Origin of the sequence: Pseudomonas fitomaticsae, assembly GCF_021018765.1 — a bacterium.
Classification (GTDB): domain Bacteria; phylum Pseudomonadota; class Gammaproteobacteria; order Pseudomonadales; family Pseudomonadaceae; genus Aquipseudomonas; species Aquipseudomonas fitomaticsae.
Genome location: NZ_CP075567.1, coordinates 2,247,975 through 2,261,989 on the forward strand (window position 1 = coordinate 2,247,975; position 14,015 = coordinate 2,261,989).

A 14,015-nucleotide genomic window follows, 5' to 3' on the forward strand; every position below is an offset into this window, starting at 1 on the left:
TTTTTGTGCAAGAGCATTATGCAAAGCAGCAGCAACCTTTTTCCCGTCGCCCTGATCAGCGCCGAACGACGCGGTGATCTGAGCGAAGACGTTTACCGTTTGAAACCGGGCAACAGCCCTGACTGGTCCGTGGAAATCGCGGTGACCCGTCTCGGCATGGCGGATGAGCCGGCGTCGCGCGGCGTGCCGGTGATCTTGCTGCACGGCAGTTTTTCCAACCGGCGCTTCTGGTTTTCGCCGAAGGGCCTGGGCCTGGGTGCGTATCTGACGCGGCTGGGCTTCGATGTGTGGATCCCGGAAATGCGCGGTCACGGTCTGTCCCAGCGCAACGAGGACTACCGCCGTAACCGCGTCGCCGACTATGCCCGTTACGATCTGCCGGCCATCGCCGCGTTCGTGCGTGAGCAGAGCGGGCAGATTCCGCACTGGATCGGCCACTCGCTGGGTGGCATCACGTTGGCGGCCGCACTGGGCGGCGAATACCTGGGGGAGCCGGCGGTGGCGTCGGCGGCGTTTTTCGGCACCCAGGTCAGCCGTACGTACTGGCCGCTGAAGATTCCGCCGGTGGAGTGGAGCGGGCGCTTCATTCTCAAGCGTTTTGCCCAGTTGTCCGGCTCGCGGCTCAAGCGCGGCCCGGAAGACGAACCGATCGGCCTGGCGCTGGAAAGCATGCGCTGGTACGGGCTGTTCGGTCGTTTCGGCGACAAGGACAAGGATTGGTGGGCGGGCCTTGCCGATGTGCAGGTGCCGGTGCTGGCGGTGAGTGCGGCGGGGGATCATCAGGATCCGGCCTGGGCGTGCGAGAAGCTGTTCGAGCAGATCGGTTCCGAGCACAAGCAGTTCATCAACCTGGGCCGTGAGCAGGGTTTCAACGATCAGTTCGGCCATGTCGAAATGCTGGTCAGCAAGGCGGCGCAGGCTGAGGTCTGGCCGCTGGTGGCGCGTTGGCTGGCGGATCAGCACACGCCGTTGCTCGGCGAGAAGCCGGATCTGGCGGCAGCGGTGTGAGCACGGCGCCCTGAAAAGGGCATTTCGTTCGACTCGGCTTGCGGCTAAGATATGACGCATTGGACGGTTCTGGTCATATTTGGTGACTGTTTCGCTATTACGTTTCAGCTTGTGTTCAGGTTCGTTCAGCGACCATGGCATGGGCTAAGGTAAACAGCGACCGCCGGAACTCGTTTCAAAAGAGTGCGACATCCTTGATCGTCTTCCTTGTTACAGGAGTTATTCGATGAACCATTACCTTACGCCTGACCTGTGCGACGCCTATCCGGAGCTGGTGCAGGTGCTGGAACCGATGTTCAGCAATTTCGGCGGCCGTGATTCGTTCGGCGGCGAGATCGTGACCATCAAGTGCTTCGAAGACAACTCGTTGGTCAAGGAACAAGCGGAACTCAAGGGTAACGGCAAGGTGCTGGTGGTCGATGGCGGTGGTTCTCTGCGCTGCGCGCTGCTGGGCGACATGATCGCCGAGAAAGCCTCGAAAAACGGTTGGGAAGGGCTGGTCATCTACGGCTGCATTCGGGACGTCGACGTCATTGCCCAGACCGATCTTGGTGTTCAGGCGTTGGCCAGCCACCCGAAAAAGACTGAGAAACGTGGTCTCGGTGACCTCAACGTACCGGTGACGTTTGCGGGTGTCACTTTCCATCCCGGCCAGTACATTTACGCGGACAACAATGGCGTGATCATCTCGCCAAGTCCGCTGAAGATGCCTGAATAAATCGCGGTAACCACAGGGGTGAGGATGTTCGAGGAAGAAAACGCGCAATGGGGGCTGGTGCATGCCCTGGTGCTGGACGGTAAAGGCGGTGCGCGTTCGATAGCCCGGACTGATCTCGACGATTTGCAGCTGCAGGCCCATGAAAGCCTGTGGTTGCATTGGGATCGCAGTCACCCGCAGACCCAGACCTGGCTGCGCAAATCCAGTGGGCTCAACGAATTCGCCTGCGACCTGCTGCTGGAAGAAAACACTCGTCCACGCCTGTTGCCGCTGCCGGATTCCGAGCTGCTGCTGTTTTTGCGCGGGGTCAATCTCAACCCCGGCGCCGAGCCGGAAGACATGGTGTCGGTGCGAATCTTCGCCTCGGCCCAGCGGGTGATTTCCCTGCGTTTGCGTCCGTTGCGCGCCACCGACGAGTTGCTGGTGATGCTGGGCGAGGGCAAGGGGCCGAAAACCTCGTCCGAACTGATGCTTTATCTGGCGCAATTCCTCACCAACAAGGTGCAGGATCTGGTGACTTGCCTCTCCGAAGTGGTCGATGAAGAGGAAGAAAAACTGGATGCCGACGAACGGTATACCCCCGAGCATGGTGCCATTTTGCACATCCGTCGCCGGGCTGCCGGACTGAAGCGTTTTCTGGCACCGCAGCGGGATATTTTCGGACAGCTGACGCGGATAAAACTGCCGTGGTTCGTCGATGACGATGCCGACTACTGGAACGAATTGAACAACAGCCTGACCCGTTATCTCGAAGAGCTCGAATTGACCCGAGAGCGCGTGGGGCTTGTGCTGGAGGCCGAAGACCGGCGCTTGAGCGTGCGAATGAATCGCACGATGTATCGCTTCGGGATCATCACCTGCATCTTTTTGCCAATGAGTTTTCTGACCGGTCTGCTGGGTATAAATGTCGGCGGCATTCCGTTCGCGAGCAGCCCTTATGGTTTCCTGATTGCCTGCCTGACGGTGCTTGCCCTGGCGTTCGGACAATGGTGGTTGTTCCGCCGTTTGCGCTGGGTATGACGATGCGCCATGTGACCCGACCAAATTTGCCCGCGTCTTTCACAGACATCACGAGAGGTGCGTATGCACGATCCGTTTGAACAGTCTTTGCGCGACATGCTCAACGCCTCGCCGTCCAGCCGCGACGACGATGCCTGTCTGGGCCGCGTACTCAAAACCGCCAACCGCCAGGTGGGCGCCGGCGATCTGTTCAGCCTGCTGGGCCGCTGGCTGCCCGCGCTGATGATCGCCCTGAATAACGGCTCGGCCCATGTCGCGCCGGTCTCCCGTCTCCGTAAACCTACCGCTCGCACTGCTGATAAGGCTGATTGAATATGGAACTTGATCTCTGGACTCAGAGCCTCGTCACTGCAATGACTGCGTTGTGGACCAAAGTCGCTAACTTCATTCCGAACCTGTTCGGCGCACTGGTTGTGTTGTTGTTGGGTTTTGTCGTGGCCAAGCTGCTGGATACCTTGCTGTCCAAACTGCTGGCCAAACTGGGCCTCGATCGCCTGATGGGCGGCACCGGCCTGACCAAATTGATGTCCCGCGCGGGGCTGCAAGTGCCGATCTCGACCCTGATCGGCAAGATCGTCTATTGGTTCGTTCTGCTGATTTTCCTGGTTTCGGCAGCAGAATCACTTGGACTTGAGCGAGTTTCAGCTACGCTTGACATGCTGGCGCTGTATTTGCCGAAAGTGTTCGGTGCCGCGCTGGTGTTGCTGGTGGGTGTCCTGCTCGCGCAACTGGCCAATGGCCTGGTTCGCGGGGCGGCAGAAGGCGTAGGCCTGGACTACGCTTCAGGACTTGGGCGAATTGCCCAGGGCCTGGTGATCATCATCAGCATTTCGGTCGCGATCAGTCAGCTGGAGGTCAAGACCGACCTGCTGAACCATGTGATCGTCATTGTATTGATTACCGTTGGTCTGGCGGTTGCGCTGGCCATGGGTTTGGGAAGCCGGGAAATTGCCGGTCAGATTCTTGCGGGAATCTATGTGCGTGAGTTGTATCAGGTTGGGCAACAAGTGCGTATTGGCGAGGTCGAAGGCCAGATCGAAGAGATCGGCACGGTTAAGACCACATTGCTGACCGATGAGGGTGAGCTAGTCTCTCTCTCCAATCGGATCCTGCTGGAGCAGCATGTGAGTAGCCGCTAACCCGGCAAACCCTGCTAATGTATGCCGCCGCAAAATGCCAGCTGTCGCTGGCTGCGGTGGACATTGACCTGACTGTCGGCACGACTTGTTTTGAATAAAGCCCAAACGCTATCCACGCGCTACGACCCCCGCGAGCTCTCTGATGAGGAGTTGGTCGCGCGCTCGCATACCGAGCTTTTTCACGTGACGCGCGCGTATGAAGAATTGATGCGGCGTTACCAGCGGACATTATTTAACGTTTGTGCGCGATATCTCGGGAACGATCGCGACGCGGACGATGTCTGTCAGGAGGTGATGTTGAAGGTGCTGTACGGCCTGAAGAACTTCGAGGGGAAATCGAAGTTCAAGACATGGCTATATAGCATCACGTACAACGAATGCATCACACAGTATCGGAAGGAACGGCGAAAGCGTCGCTTGATGGACGCACTGAGTCTTGACCCCCTCGAGGAAGCGTCCGAAGAAAAGGCGCCGAAACCCGAGGAGAAGGGCGGACTGGATCGCTGGCTGGTGTATGTGAACCCGATTGACCGGGAAATTCTGGTGCTACGATTTGTCGCAGAGCTGGAGTTTCAGGAGATCGCAGACATCATGCACATGGGTTTGAGTGCGACAAAAATGCGTTACAAACGCGCTCTTGATAAATTGCGTGAGAAATTTGCAGGCATTGCTGAAACTTAGTTCGGCGCAAATATCTCTTACGTGTAGGCAAGTTCTGATAGACTTGCCGCCGAGTTGTCCCCCGGTTTGCGGGACTGCTTCACAATCACCAGATGGGGATTTAACGGATGAAACTGAAAAACACCTTGGGCTTGGCCATTGGTTCTTTGATTGCCGCCACTTCTTTCGGCGCTCTGGCACAAGGCCAAGGCGCAGTTGAAATCGAAGGCTTCGCAAAGAAAGAACAATTCGACAGCGCTCGTAACTTCAAGAACAACGGCAACCTGTTCGGCGGTTCGATCGGTTACTTCCTGACCGACGACGTTGAACTGCGTCTGGGCTACGACGAAGTGCACAACGTGCGTGCCGACGATGGCAAGAACGTCAAGGGCGCCAACACCGCTCTGGACGCTCTGTACCACTTCAACAACCCAGGCGACATGCTGCGTCCATACGTCTCGGCCGGTTTCTCCGACCAGAGCATCGACCAGAACGGCTCGAACGGTCGTAACCGTTCCACCTTCGCCAACCTGGGCGCTGGTGCCAAGCTGTACTTCACCGACAACTTCTACGCCCGTGCTGGCGTTGAAGCTCAGTACAACATCGACCAGGGCGACACCGAGTGGGCTCCTAGCGTCGGTATCGGTGTGAACTTCGGTGGCGGCTCCAAGCCTGCTGCTGCTCCAGTTCCAGCTCCGGCTGAAGTCTGCTCCGACAGCGACAACGACGGCGTTTGCGACAACGTTGACAAGTGCCCAGACACCCCAGCCAACGTAACTGTTGACGCTGATGGCTGCCCGGCAGTTGCTGAAGTTGTTCGTGTAGAGCTGGACGTCAAGTTCGACTTCGACAAGTCGGTTGTGAAGCCAAACAGCTACGGCGACATCAAAAACCTGGCTGACTTCATGAAGCAGTACCCATCCACCACCACTACTGTTGAAGGTCACACTGACAACGTCGGTCCTGACGCTTACAACCAGAAACTGTCCGAGCGTCGTGCAAACGCCGTCAAGCAAGTTCTGACCAACCAGTACGGTGTTGAATCGTCCCGCGTTCAGTCTGTTGGCTACGGCGAAACCCGCCCAGTTGCTGACAACAAAACTGACGCTGGCCGTGCTGTTAACCGTCGCGTAGAAGCGCAGGTTGAAGCTCAAGCTAAGTAATTAGCTGCCGCTGCGAGAAAAGCCCGGCTCAGGCCGGGCTTTTCTTTGCCTGCGATTTGGTGAAACCAGAGATTGTCAGGCCAGACGATCCGCTGCCCAGCCAATCGTATCGACCTGGGTTGCAGCCGCTGCGACGGTGCCTATGACCAGAATCGCAGGACTCTTGAGCTGGAAACCAAGAGCATCGTCTTCCATCGCTGTCAGATCACTGCGGCATTCGCGTTGTTCTGGCAATGAAGCATTCTCGATCATCGCCACTGGCGTATCCGATGCCATACCGCCTGCCAACAGCTGTTCGCGAATCTCGCCGAGCTTCGCCACTCCCATGTAAATCACCAGCGTTGTCCCGCCTTGGGCCAGGGCCCGCCAGTTCAACTGGCTGTCGTCCTGGGTATGAGCCGTAACCAGCGTCACGCCCCGGGCCACGCCGCGCAACGTCAGCGGAATATCACACTGGGTCGCGCCGGCCAGTCCGGCGGTGATGCCATTGACCAGTTCCACCTCGACCCCGCGCTCGCGTAACCACTGCGCTTCCTCACCCCCACGCCCGAAAATGCACGGATCGCCGCCCTTGAGCCGCACTACGCATTTGCCCTGAAGGGCGTAACGCAGCATCAACCGATGGATGAACGCCTGGGGCGTCGAGCGGCAGCCACCGCGTTTGCCGACGGCAATGATCCGTGCAGCAGGGCAGTGCTCAAGTACCGCGTCATTGACCAGATCGTCAATCAGCACCACTTCGGCTTCGCGCAACGCACGCACCGCTTTTAACGTCAGCAATTCAGGATCACCGGGACCCGCGCCCACCAGCCAGACTTTCGCGTTCATGGTGTTTTCCTCTTCAGATGACGGCGACCGGACGCACTTCGGCGGCCAGCAAACGCTTGATTTCCGGGACGCAGGAGCCGCATTGCGTGCCGCATCCCAATGTATTTTTCAAACCCTGCAGATCAAGACCTTCACGGATACCGGCGCAGACCGCGCTGTGGCTGACGTTCTTGCAGTTGCACAGGGTCTTGTCCGCCATAACCTGCGCGCCGGCGTTGCCCGGTGGTGCACTCATCGGTGCCAGCAGCCAGCGCCGCAGTTGTTCGTCGGCGCGGCCCTCCAGCCACAGGCCTTGCAACCAGTGCTGAGCGAGGGTTTCGCCGGCCAGACGGATCGCGGTGATTCGCCCGTTTTCGATGCGCACCCGTTTACCAATGGCGCGGCGAGGATCGTCATAAGCCAGCACCGGCCCGTCGATCAGGGCCAGGCACTGGTCGATGTCACGCAGCAATTGCGGGTCTGGCGCCACAGCGCTGGCTGCGCGTATCAGCAGCGCAGGCCGTTCACGTCCGACAAGGCTGAGACTTGCGTAGGAAAACCCCTCACAGAGCGGTCGAAGCGCCTCGAAATGCCGTTGAACATCGCCCTCGATCAGTGCGAACAGTTGCCATGGCAAATCCACCGGCTCCAGCCGCACGCCGCTATGCTTGAGTTCCGGCTGTTTCGATAAAGGATCGAAGGTGGGCAGGGTCAGGCTGTTCACGCCGCCCTTGAGGAAACGGTCACCCCAGTGCATCGGCAGGAACGCCTGGCCCGGACGCACTCCGTCATCGCTGGCGACCGCGACTATCACCGCGCCTCGACGACTTTTCAGGTTCACCAGATCCCCCGGCTGCAAGCGGTGGCGGCGCAACTCGTCAGGATGCAGGCTCAACACCGCTTCGCTGACATGACCGAACAACTGCGCGGCTGTACCGGTGCGGCTCATACCGTGCCATTGATCACGCAGGCGGCCGGTGATCAGGGTCAGGGGAAAGCGTGCGTCGCGTTGTTCCTTGGCGGCGCGATAGGGATCGGCAACGAATTGCGCGCGACCGTTCGGCGTAGGAAAGATCCCATTGCCATACAGCCGGGCTGTTCCCTGGCGGGCACCCGCGGGGAAGGGCCATTGCTGGGGCCCCAGCGCATCAATCAATTCGTGGCTGATCCCGGACAAATCCAGATCGCGCCCCCGGGTCAGTTGTTTGTACTCGTCAAACAGCTGCGCCGGTTGTTCGAAAGCAAACAGACCGGGCTGCTGCGGACGCAGACGTTTCTCCAGGCGTTGTGCGAAATCCACTGTGATTGCCCAGTCCGGTCGCGCTTCCCCCGGTGCGGCAATGGCTTTGCGAACGTGGGAAATCCGCCGCTCGGAGTTGGTCACCGAGCCTTCCTTCTCGCCCCAACTGGCCGCCGGCAACAGCAGATCAGCAAACGCTGCAGTTTCAGTGGTGCGAAATGCCTCCTGCAACACCACGAACGGACAGGCTTCCAGCGCGGCGCGCACGGCGTTCTGATCCGGCATGGATTGTGCGGGGTTGGTGCAGGCAATCCACAACGCCTTGATCTTGCCGCTGCGCACTTGCTCAAACAGTTCGATGGCGCTGAGCCCGGTGTTTTCCGGCAGCTTATCCACACCCCAATATGCTGCCACTTCGGCGCGGTGCTCCGGATTGGCCACTTCACGATGCCCGGGCAACAGATTGGAAAGGCTGCCGGTTTCCCGTCCGCCCATGGCATTCGGCTGACCGGTCAGGGAGAAAGGTCCCGCACCCGGCCGGCCGATTTGCCCGGTGGCCAGGTGCAGATTGATCAGCGCGCTGTTTTTCGCGCTGCCAGCGGTGGACTGGTTCAGGCCCATGCACCACAGCGACAGAAAACTCGGCGCGGTGCCGATCCATTCGGCGCATTGCTGCAACTGCTCGACACTGATTCCGCACAGCTGCGACACCATGGCCGGGGTGTAATCGCGCACCAGACTTTTCAGCTCGGCGAGGCCGTCGGTGTGCGCCTTGATGAAGTCGCGGTCGATCCAGTCTTCCCACAACAGCAGATGCAAAATCCCATGGAACAACGCGACATCGGTGCCCGGCAGAATCGCCAGGTGCAGGTCGGCCAGATCGCAGGTGTCGGTGCGCCGTGGGTCGATGACGATGACTTTCATCTGCCGACGGCGGGATTTTGCCTCTTCGAGACGACGAAACAGTACCGGATGGGCGTAGGCCATGTTACTGCCGACGATCACCACGCAATCGCTCAACTCCAGGTCTTCGTAGCTGCACGGCGGTGCGTCGGCGCCGAGGCTGCGTTTGTAACCGACCACCGCCGAAGACATGCACAGCCGCGAATTGCTGTCGATGTTATTGGTGCCGACCAGCGCCCGCGCCAGTTTGTTGAAGGCGTAGTAATCCTCGGTCAGCAATTGCCCGGAGATGTAGAACGCCACGCTGTCCGGCCCGTGTTCGGCGATGGTGTCGGCGAACACGTTGGTGGCGTGATCCAGCGCGGTGTCCCAGTCGCAGCGACTGCGGGCCAGGCCTTTGCCCAGGCGCAATTCCGGGTACAACGCCCGTGCCGCCAGATCACCGGTCAGGTGCAGGGTCGAGCCTTTGCTGCACAGTTTGCCGAGGTTGGCCGGGTGCGCCGGATCGCCGCTGACGCCGAGGATGCGCTCGCCGTCATGCTCGATCAGCACGCCGCAGCCGACCCCGCAATAGCAGCAGGTCGAGGCGGTCGTCTGGCGGTTCATCAGACGGCGTCCCGCAGGGCCAGTTGCACCCGGCCGTTCTCGACTCGGGCCGGGTGATGGTGCGCGCAGCCGACGTCCGGTGCCTGGGCTTCGCCGGATTGCAGATCGATCTGCCAGTTGTGCAGCGGGCAGGCGACGCGTTTGCCGTAGATCAGTCCCTGGGACAATGGGCCGCCCTTGTGCGGGCAGCGATCATCGAGTGCGAAAACCTCGTCGTCGCTTGTGCGAAAGATCGCAATGTCACCTTTGGGCCCGGCGATGATCCGCGAACCGAGGGCGTTGATCTCTTCCAAGGCACAGATATCGAGCCAGTTCATGCCGGCACCTCCAGGTTTTTCACAGGGATCACGTCGAATTCTTTCTTCAGTTGCGGCTGGGCGAGGCGCTCTTTCCACGGGTCCTGTTCGAACGACAGGGAGAATTGCAGGCGCTCGTTCAGGGCCTTGCGACGCTCGGGATCTTCCAGCACGGCTTTCTTGATGTGCTCCATGCCGACCCGTTGCAGGTAGTGCACGGTGCGTTCGAGGTAGAAGGCTTCTTCGCGGTACAGCTGCAGGAACGCTCCGTTGTATTCGCGCACTTCCTCGGCGGTCTTGAGCTTGACGAAGAACTCGGCGACTTCGGTCTTGATCCCGCCGTTGCCACCGATGTACATCTCCCAACCGGAATCGACACCGATGATTCCTACGTCCTTGATCCCCGCTTCCGAACAGTTGCGTGGGCATCCGGAGACCGCCAGTTTCACTTTGTGCGGTGACCACATGTTGAACAGATCGTGTTCGAGGTCGATGCCCAACTGGGTCGAATTCTGTGTGCCGAAGCGGCAAAACTCGCTGCCGACGCAGGTTTTCACGGTGCGGATCGATTTGCCGTAGGCGTGGCCGGACGGCATGTCGAGGTCTTTCCACACACCAGGCAGATCCTGTTTCTTGATCCCCAACAGGTCGATGCGCTGACCACCAGTGACCTTGACCATCGGCACCTGATATTTGTCCGCCACGTCGGCGATTCGCCGCAGTTCCGACGGGTTGGTCACGCCGCCCCACATCCGTGGCACCACAGAATAAGTGCCGTCCTTCTGAATGTTGGCGTGGGCCCGTTCGTTGATCAGGCGCGACTGCGGATCGTCCTTGGCCTCGCCGGGCCAGGTGGAAATCAGGTAGTAGTTGAGGGCCGGGCGGCAAGTGGCGCAACCGTTCGGAGTGCGCCAGTTGAGGTAGCTCATGGTGCCGGCGATGGACAGCAGGTGCTGCTCGCGGATGGCCTGGCGGATCTGGCCGTGATTGAAGTCGCTGCAACCGCAGATGGCTTTTTCGCTTTTCGGTTTGACGTCCGCCGCGCCGCCGACGGTGTTGATCAGAATCTGCTCGACCAGCCCGGCGCAGGAGCCGCAGGAACTGGCGGCCTTGGTGTGTTTCTTCACCTCGTCGACGCTGAACAGCCCGTGTTCCTGAATCGCCTTGACGATGGTGCCCTTGCACACACCGTTGCAGCCGCAGACTTCGGCGTTGTCGGCCATGCTCATGGCTTTGTCCTGGCCCTGATGTCCTACGTCGCCAAGTGCGTTTTCTCCGAACATGAGGTGATCGCGGATCTCGCCGATGGCGTGATTCTCACGAATCTGCCGGAAATACCAACCGCCATCTGCCGTATCGCCGTACAGACAGGCACCAACCAGCACGTCATCCTTGATCACCAGTTTTTTATACACCCCGCCGATCGGGTCGGAGAGGGTGATGGTTTCGGTGCCTTCGCCGCCCATGAAGTCGCCGGCGGAAAACAGGTCGATGCCGGTGACCTTCAGTTTGGTCGACGTCACCGAGCCCTGATAACGGGCGAAACCCAATTGGGCCAGGTGGTTGGCGCAGACCTTGGCCTGTTCGAACAACGGCGCGACAAGGCCGTAGGCAATGCCACGGTGGCTGGCGCATTCGCCGATGGCATAGATGCGCGGGTCGTAGGTTTGCAGGGTGTCGTTGACCAGAATCCCGCGATTGCACGGGATGCCGGCCTTTTCTGCCAGTTCGGTATTGGGGCGGATGCCGGCGGCCATGACCACCAGATCGGCGGGGATGATGTCGCCGTTCTTGAATTGCACCGAGCCGACCCGACCGTTGCCGGCGTCGTGCAGGGCCTGGGTCTGTTCGCACAGGCGAAAGTGCAGGCCACGGGATTCGAGGGCGGTTTGCAGGAGCTGGCCGCTGGTCTTGTCCAGTTGCCGCTCCAGCAGCCATTCACCGAGGTGCACCACGGTGACGTGCATGCCGCGCAGCATCAGGCCGTTTGCGGCTTCGAGACCCAGCAGGCCGCCGCCGATCACCACGGCGTGCTTGTGGGTTTTTGCGGTGTCGATCATCGCCTGGGTGTCGGCGATGTCGCGGTAACCGATCACGCCCTGCAAGGTGTTGCCGGGGATCGGCAGGATGAACGGGGTCGAGCCGGTGGCGATCAGCAGGCGATCGTATTCGGCTTCGGTGCCGTCCTCGGCGATCACCCGGCGTTTGACCCGGTCGATCTCCACCACTTTGCGGTTGAGCAGCAGTTTGATGTTGTTTTCCAGGTACCAGTCGAGGTCGTTGAGCACGATTTCTTCGAAGGTCTGTTCGCCGGCCAGCACCGGCGACAGCAGGATGCGGTTGTAGTTGGTATGCGGTTCGGCGCCGAAGACCGTGATGTCGTACAGCTCTTTGCTCAGTTTCAGCAATTCTTCCAGGGTGCGAACCCCGGCCATGCCATTGCCGATCATCACCAGTTTGAGTTTTTTCATCAGGTTCTCCGCAAGCTTCGGTTTTGCCTCTTGTGGGCAGTCAGGCCTTGCTCGACAAAAATGGCGCAAACAAAAAAGGCGTCCCGCCAGTTACCTAGCGAGGACGCCTTTGTCCTTGTCCCGTTCTCTCGGGAAGCCTGGCCTTCGTCGTTGAAGGTCGGGCTTTATGTCAGTTGAAAACGTTAATGCAGTGGTTGTGCCAAGTCGCGGTGAGCCGCGAATTCACTGGGGTAATGCTGGAATTGGCCAGATGTTCATTGTGGTTTTTGCACTGAATGGAAGCGGTACGCCCGCTAATGGAGCGCCGCATCACCCATGAAACAACAGAAAAAGCAGCACCAGATTGCCCAGCAGCGCCAGCAACGCCAATGTCCGCCAGACCTTCAGCGGCTCCCGTTCCAGCAAGGGGCGAGGGCGTACATTCAGGCTGCGGCGTTCACCTTGCTCCAGAATCAGCAGCCATTCCTCGGCGGTTTCATAGCGTTGCAATGGATCGGTCGCCACACCGCGCTCCAGACATTGCGCCAGCCACTCCGGCAGATCCGGGCGATAGCGACCGGCACTCACCGGCACCCCGAAACGCGGGCGCTGGAAGGCTTCGATTTCGCCGTAGGGAAAATGCCCGGTGAGCAGGAAATACAAGGTCACGCCTACCGCATACAGATCCTGTTGTGCGCTGGGTGCTGCGCCTTGAAAGGCTTCCGGCGCGATGAAACTCGGGGTTCCGGGCAAGGTTGCCGGTGCGTCCTGCGACAGACCGGGGCAGTACGCCAGGCCGAAATCCAGCAGGCGCAACTCGCCGTCGTCCCCCAGGTGCAGATTTTCCGGTTTGATGTCGCGGTGCAGAATCTGCCGTCGATGCAACAGTCCGACGGCCCGCAACAGGCGTTCGGCCAGATCCTGCCACTGAGCCAGTGGCAGCGGGCCGCTTTGCTCGAACAACTGAGCCAGGGTCGTCCCCGAATATTCACGCATCACGTAGTACAAATGCTGACGCTGGCCGGCGCTATGGACTTCGGGAAAATGCCGCCCGGCGACGCGTTTGAGAAACCATTCCTCCGCCAGCAAGGCCTGACCGGCCTGGGCATCGTCTGCCAGTTGTGCAGGCAACGTTTTCAAAAGCCAGGCTTGGCCCTGACCATCGAGCACGCGATACAGCAATGATTGTTGGCTCTGACCGACGATCCCTTGCACCCGCCAGCCTTCAAAGACCTGACCCGGTTTCAGCGGCGGGGGCAGCGGCCATTGCTGCAAATGAATCAGCGCGTCGCCGAGGCAGGCCTCGCCGACGGCATCCACCCGCACCAACAGCGCGCTGGCGTTGTCCTGACTGCCGGCCAGGTGCGCGGCGTTGACCAACGTTTGCGCCGCACTGTGCAGGTCCGGCTGATCGCGCAGGATTCCGGCGATGGTGGTATCGCCGAGCGCCGCCCACACGCCATCGCTGAGCAGCACGAAACATTCGCCGTCACGCAGTTCGCCATCGAGAAAGTCCAGCACCAGATGCTGATCCAGTCCCAGTGCGCGCTTGAGCACATGCTGCATGCCCGGTTGATCCCAGACGTGATCCTCGCTGATCCGCTGCAAGGTCTCGGCGTCCCAGCGATAGACCCGGCAATCACCGACGTGCGCCAGGGTAAATCGCCGGCCCCGCAGGACCAACGCACTGACCGTGGTGAGCAGTGGCTGTCCGCCACCGTTGGCCTGCAACCAGCGGTTTTGTGCAAGCAGCAGACGATCAAGGGCTTGGGCCACGCTCCAGGTTTCCGGGGTGGCGTAGTAGTCCAGCGCCAGCGCCTGCAAGGTCGAACGCGCAGCCAGCCCGCCATCGGCGCACTGGCTGACGCCGTCGGCGATGGCAAACAGAAAACCTTTGCTGGCCGCCAGCGCCGGGGCCGGGGTCACCAGGCGCAAGGCGTCCTGGTTTTCCGCGCGGGGGCCGGTGGCGCTGGCTTCGGCGAAGCTCAGTTGCAGGGCCATTCGG

The 14,015-nt window shown here is 60.2% G+C and carries 12 protein-coding genes; 7 read left to right on the forward strand and 5 right to left on the reverse strand.

The genetic code is table 11. The annotated features are described in order from the left end of the window. Nucleotides 1–18: 18 nt before the first annotated feature. The 7 genes from KJY40_RS10250 (at nt 19) to KJY40_RS10280 (ending at nt 5,708) form a co-directional block, all read left to right on the forward strand. Nucleotides 19–1,008, forward strand: coding sequence for an alpha/beta fold hydrolase (locus KJY40_RS10250; RefSeq protein ID WP_230736517.1), 990 nt, complete (start codon nt 19–21; stop codon nt 1,006–1,008). 226 nt (nt 1,009–1,234) lie between these two features. Continuing rightward, the gene (gene rraA, locus KJY40_RS10255; RefSeq protein WP_064594678.1) at nt 1,235–1,726 is read left to right on the forward strand and encodes a ribonuclease E activity regulator RraA; all 492 of its coding nucleotides are present in this window, start codon (nt 1,235–1,237) and stop codon (nt 1,724–1,726) included. 24 nt (nt 1,727–1,750) lie between these two features. Then, complete coding sequence (locus KJY40_RS10260; protein ID WP_230736519.1) at nt 1,751–2,746, forward strand: zinc transporter ZntB; 996 nt, start codon at nt 1,751–1,753, stop codon at nt 2,744–2,746. A gap of 63 nt (nt 2,747–2,809) precedes the next feature. After that, nucleotides 2,810–3,058 (forward strand): hypothetical protein, encoded by a 249-nt coding sequence (locus KJY40_RS10265; protein WP_007951986.1) that lies wholly within the window; start codon nt 2,810–2,812, stop codon nt 3,056–3,058. A 2-nt stretch (nt 3,059–3,060) separates the two neighbouring features. Then, the gene (locus KJY40_RS10270) at nt 3,061–3,885 is read left to right on the forward strand and encodes a mechanosensitive ion channel family protein (RefSeq protein ID WP_007951987.1); all 825 of its coding nucleotides are present in this window, start codon (nt 3,061–3,063) and stop codon (nt 3,883–3,885) included. 90 nt (nt 3,886–3,975) lie between these two features. Then, nucleotides 3,976–4,566, forward strand: coding sequence for an RNA polymerase sigma factor SigX (sigX, locus tag KJY40_RS10275; protein WP_011333251.1), 591 nt, complete (start codon nt 3,976–3,978; stop codon nt 4,564–4,566). Nucleotides 4,567–4,673: 107 nt separating this feature from the next. Next, nucleotides 4,674–5,708 carry an OmpA family protein gene (locus KJY40_RS10280; RefSeq protein ID WP_007951988.1) on the forward strand — a complete coding sequence of 345 codons (1,035 nt, stop codon included), beginning with the start codon at nt 4,674–4,676 and terminating at the stop codon, nt 5,706–5,708. A 75-nt stretch (nt 5,709–5,783) separates the two neighbouring features. Here KJY40_RS10280 and cobA read toward each other — a convergent pair whose 3' ends face one another. The 5 genes from cobA to KJY40_RS10305 all read right to left on the reverse strand — a co-directional run bounded on the left by cobA (nt 5,784) and on the right by KJY40_RS10305 (nt 14,011). After that, the gene (gene cobA, locus KJY40_RS10285) at nt 5,784–6,536 is read right to left on the reverse strand and encodes a uroporphyrinogen-III C-methyltransferase (protein WP_230736521.1); all 753 of its coding nucleotides are present in this window, start codon (nt 6,534–6,536) and stop codon (nt 5,784–5,786) included. A gap of 13 nt (nt 6,537–6,549) precedes the next feature. Then, nucleotides 6,550–9,264 (reverse strand): nitrate reductase, encoded by a 2,715-nt coding sequence (locus tag KJY40_RS10290; protein WP_230736523.1) that lies wholly within the window; start codon nt 9,262–9,264, stop codon nt 6,550–6,552. Further along, on the reverse strand, nt 9,264–9,581 hold the full coding sequence (gene nirD, locus KJY40_RS10295) for a nitrite reductase small subunit NirD (RefSeq protein ID WP_007951992.1): 318 nt from the start codon (nt 9,579–9,581) through the stop codon (nt 9,264–9,266). The genes KJY40_RS10290 and nirD overlap by 1 nt, the downstream gene beginning before the upstream one ends. Beyond that, the gene (nirB, locus tag KJY40_RS10300) at nt 9,578–12,031 is read right to left on the reverse strand and encodes a nitrite reductase large subunit NirB (RefSeq protein WP_230736525.1); all 2,454 of its coding nucleotides are present in this window, start codon (nt 12,029–12,031) and stop codon (nt 9,578–9,580) included. The genes nirD and nirB overlap by 4 nt, the downstream gene beginning before the upstream one ends. 309 nt (nt 12,032–12,340) lie before the next feature. Then, nucleotides 12,341–14,011, reverse strand: coding sequence for a bifunctional protein-serine/threonine kinase/phosphatase (locus KJY40_RS10305; protein ID WP_230736527.1), 1,671 nt, complete (start codon nt 14,009–14,011; stop codon nt 12,341–12,343). Between the last annotated feature and the right edge of the window lie 4 nt (nt 14,012–14,015).

Bases quoted from the DNA above. Each gene is read 5' to 3' on its own strand.
- KJY40_RS10290 (WP_230736523.1), bottom strand. From the start codon at position 9,264: ATGAACCGCCAGACGACCGCCTCGACCTGCTGCTATTGCGGGGTCGGC.
- KJY40_RS10270 (WP_007951987.1), top strand. From the start codon at position 3,061: ATGGAACTTGATCTCTGGACTCAGAGCCTCGTCACTGCAATGACTGCG.
- KJY40_RS10265 (WP_007951986.1), top strand. From the start codon at position 2,810: ATGCACGATCCGTTTGAACAGTCTTTGCGCGACATGCTCAACGCCTCG.
- nirB (WP_230736525.1), bottom strand. From the start codon at position 12,031: ATGAAAAAACTCAAACTGGTGATGATCGGCAATGGCATGGCCGGGGTT.
- cobA (WP_230736521.1), bottom strand. From the start codon at position 6,536: ATGAACGCGAAAGTCTGGCTGGTGGGCGCGGGTCCCGGTGATCCTGAA.
- nirD (WP_007951992.1), bottom strand. From the start codon at position 9,581: ATGAACTGGCTCGATATCTGTGCCTTGGAAGAGATCAACGCCCTCGGT.
- KJY40_RS10305 (WP_230736527.1), bottom strand. From the start codon at position 14,011: ATGGCCCTGCAACTGAGCTTCGCCGAAGCCAGCGCCACCGGCCCCCGC.
- KJY40_RS10250 (WP_230736517.1), top strand. From the start codon at position 19: ATGCAAAGCAGCAGCAACCTTTTTCCCGTCGCCCTGATCAGCGCCGAA.
- KJY40_RS10280 (WP_007951988.1), top strand. From the start codon at position 4,674: ATGAAACTGAAAAACACCTTGGGCTTGGCCATTGGTTCTTTGATTGCC.
- rraA (WP_064594678.1), top strand. From the start codon at position 1,235: ATGAACCATTACCTTACGCCTGACCTGTGCGACGCCTATCCGGAGCTG.
- KJY40_RS10260 (WP_230736519.1), top strand. From the start codon at position 1,751: ATGTTCGAGGAAGAAAACGCGCAATGGGGGCTGGTGCATGCCCTGGTG.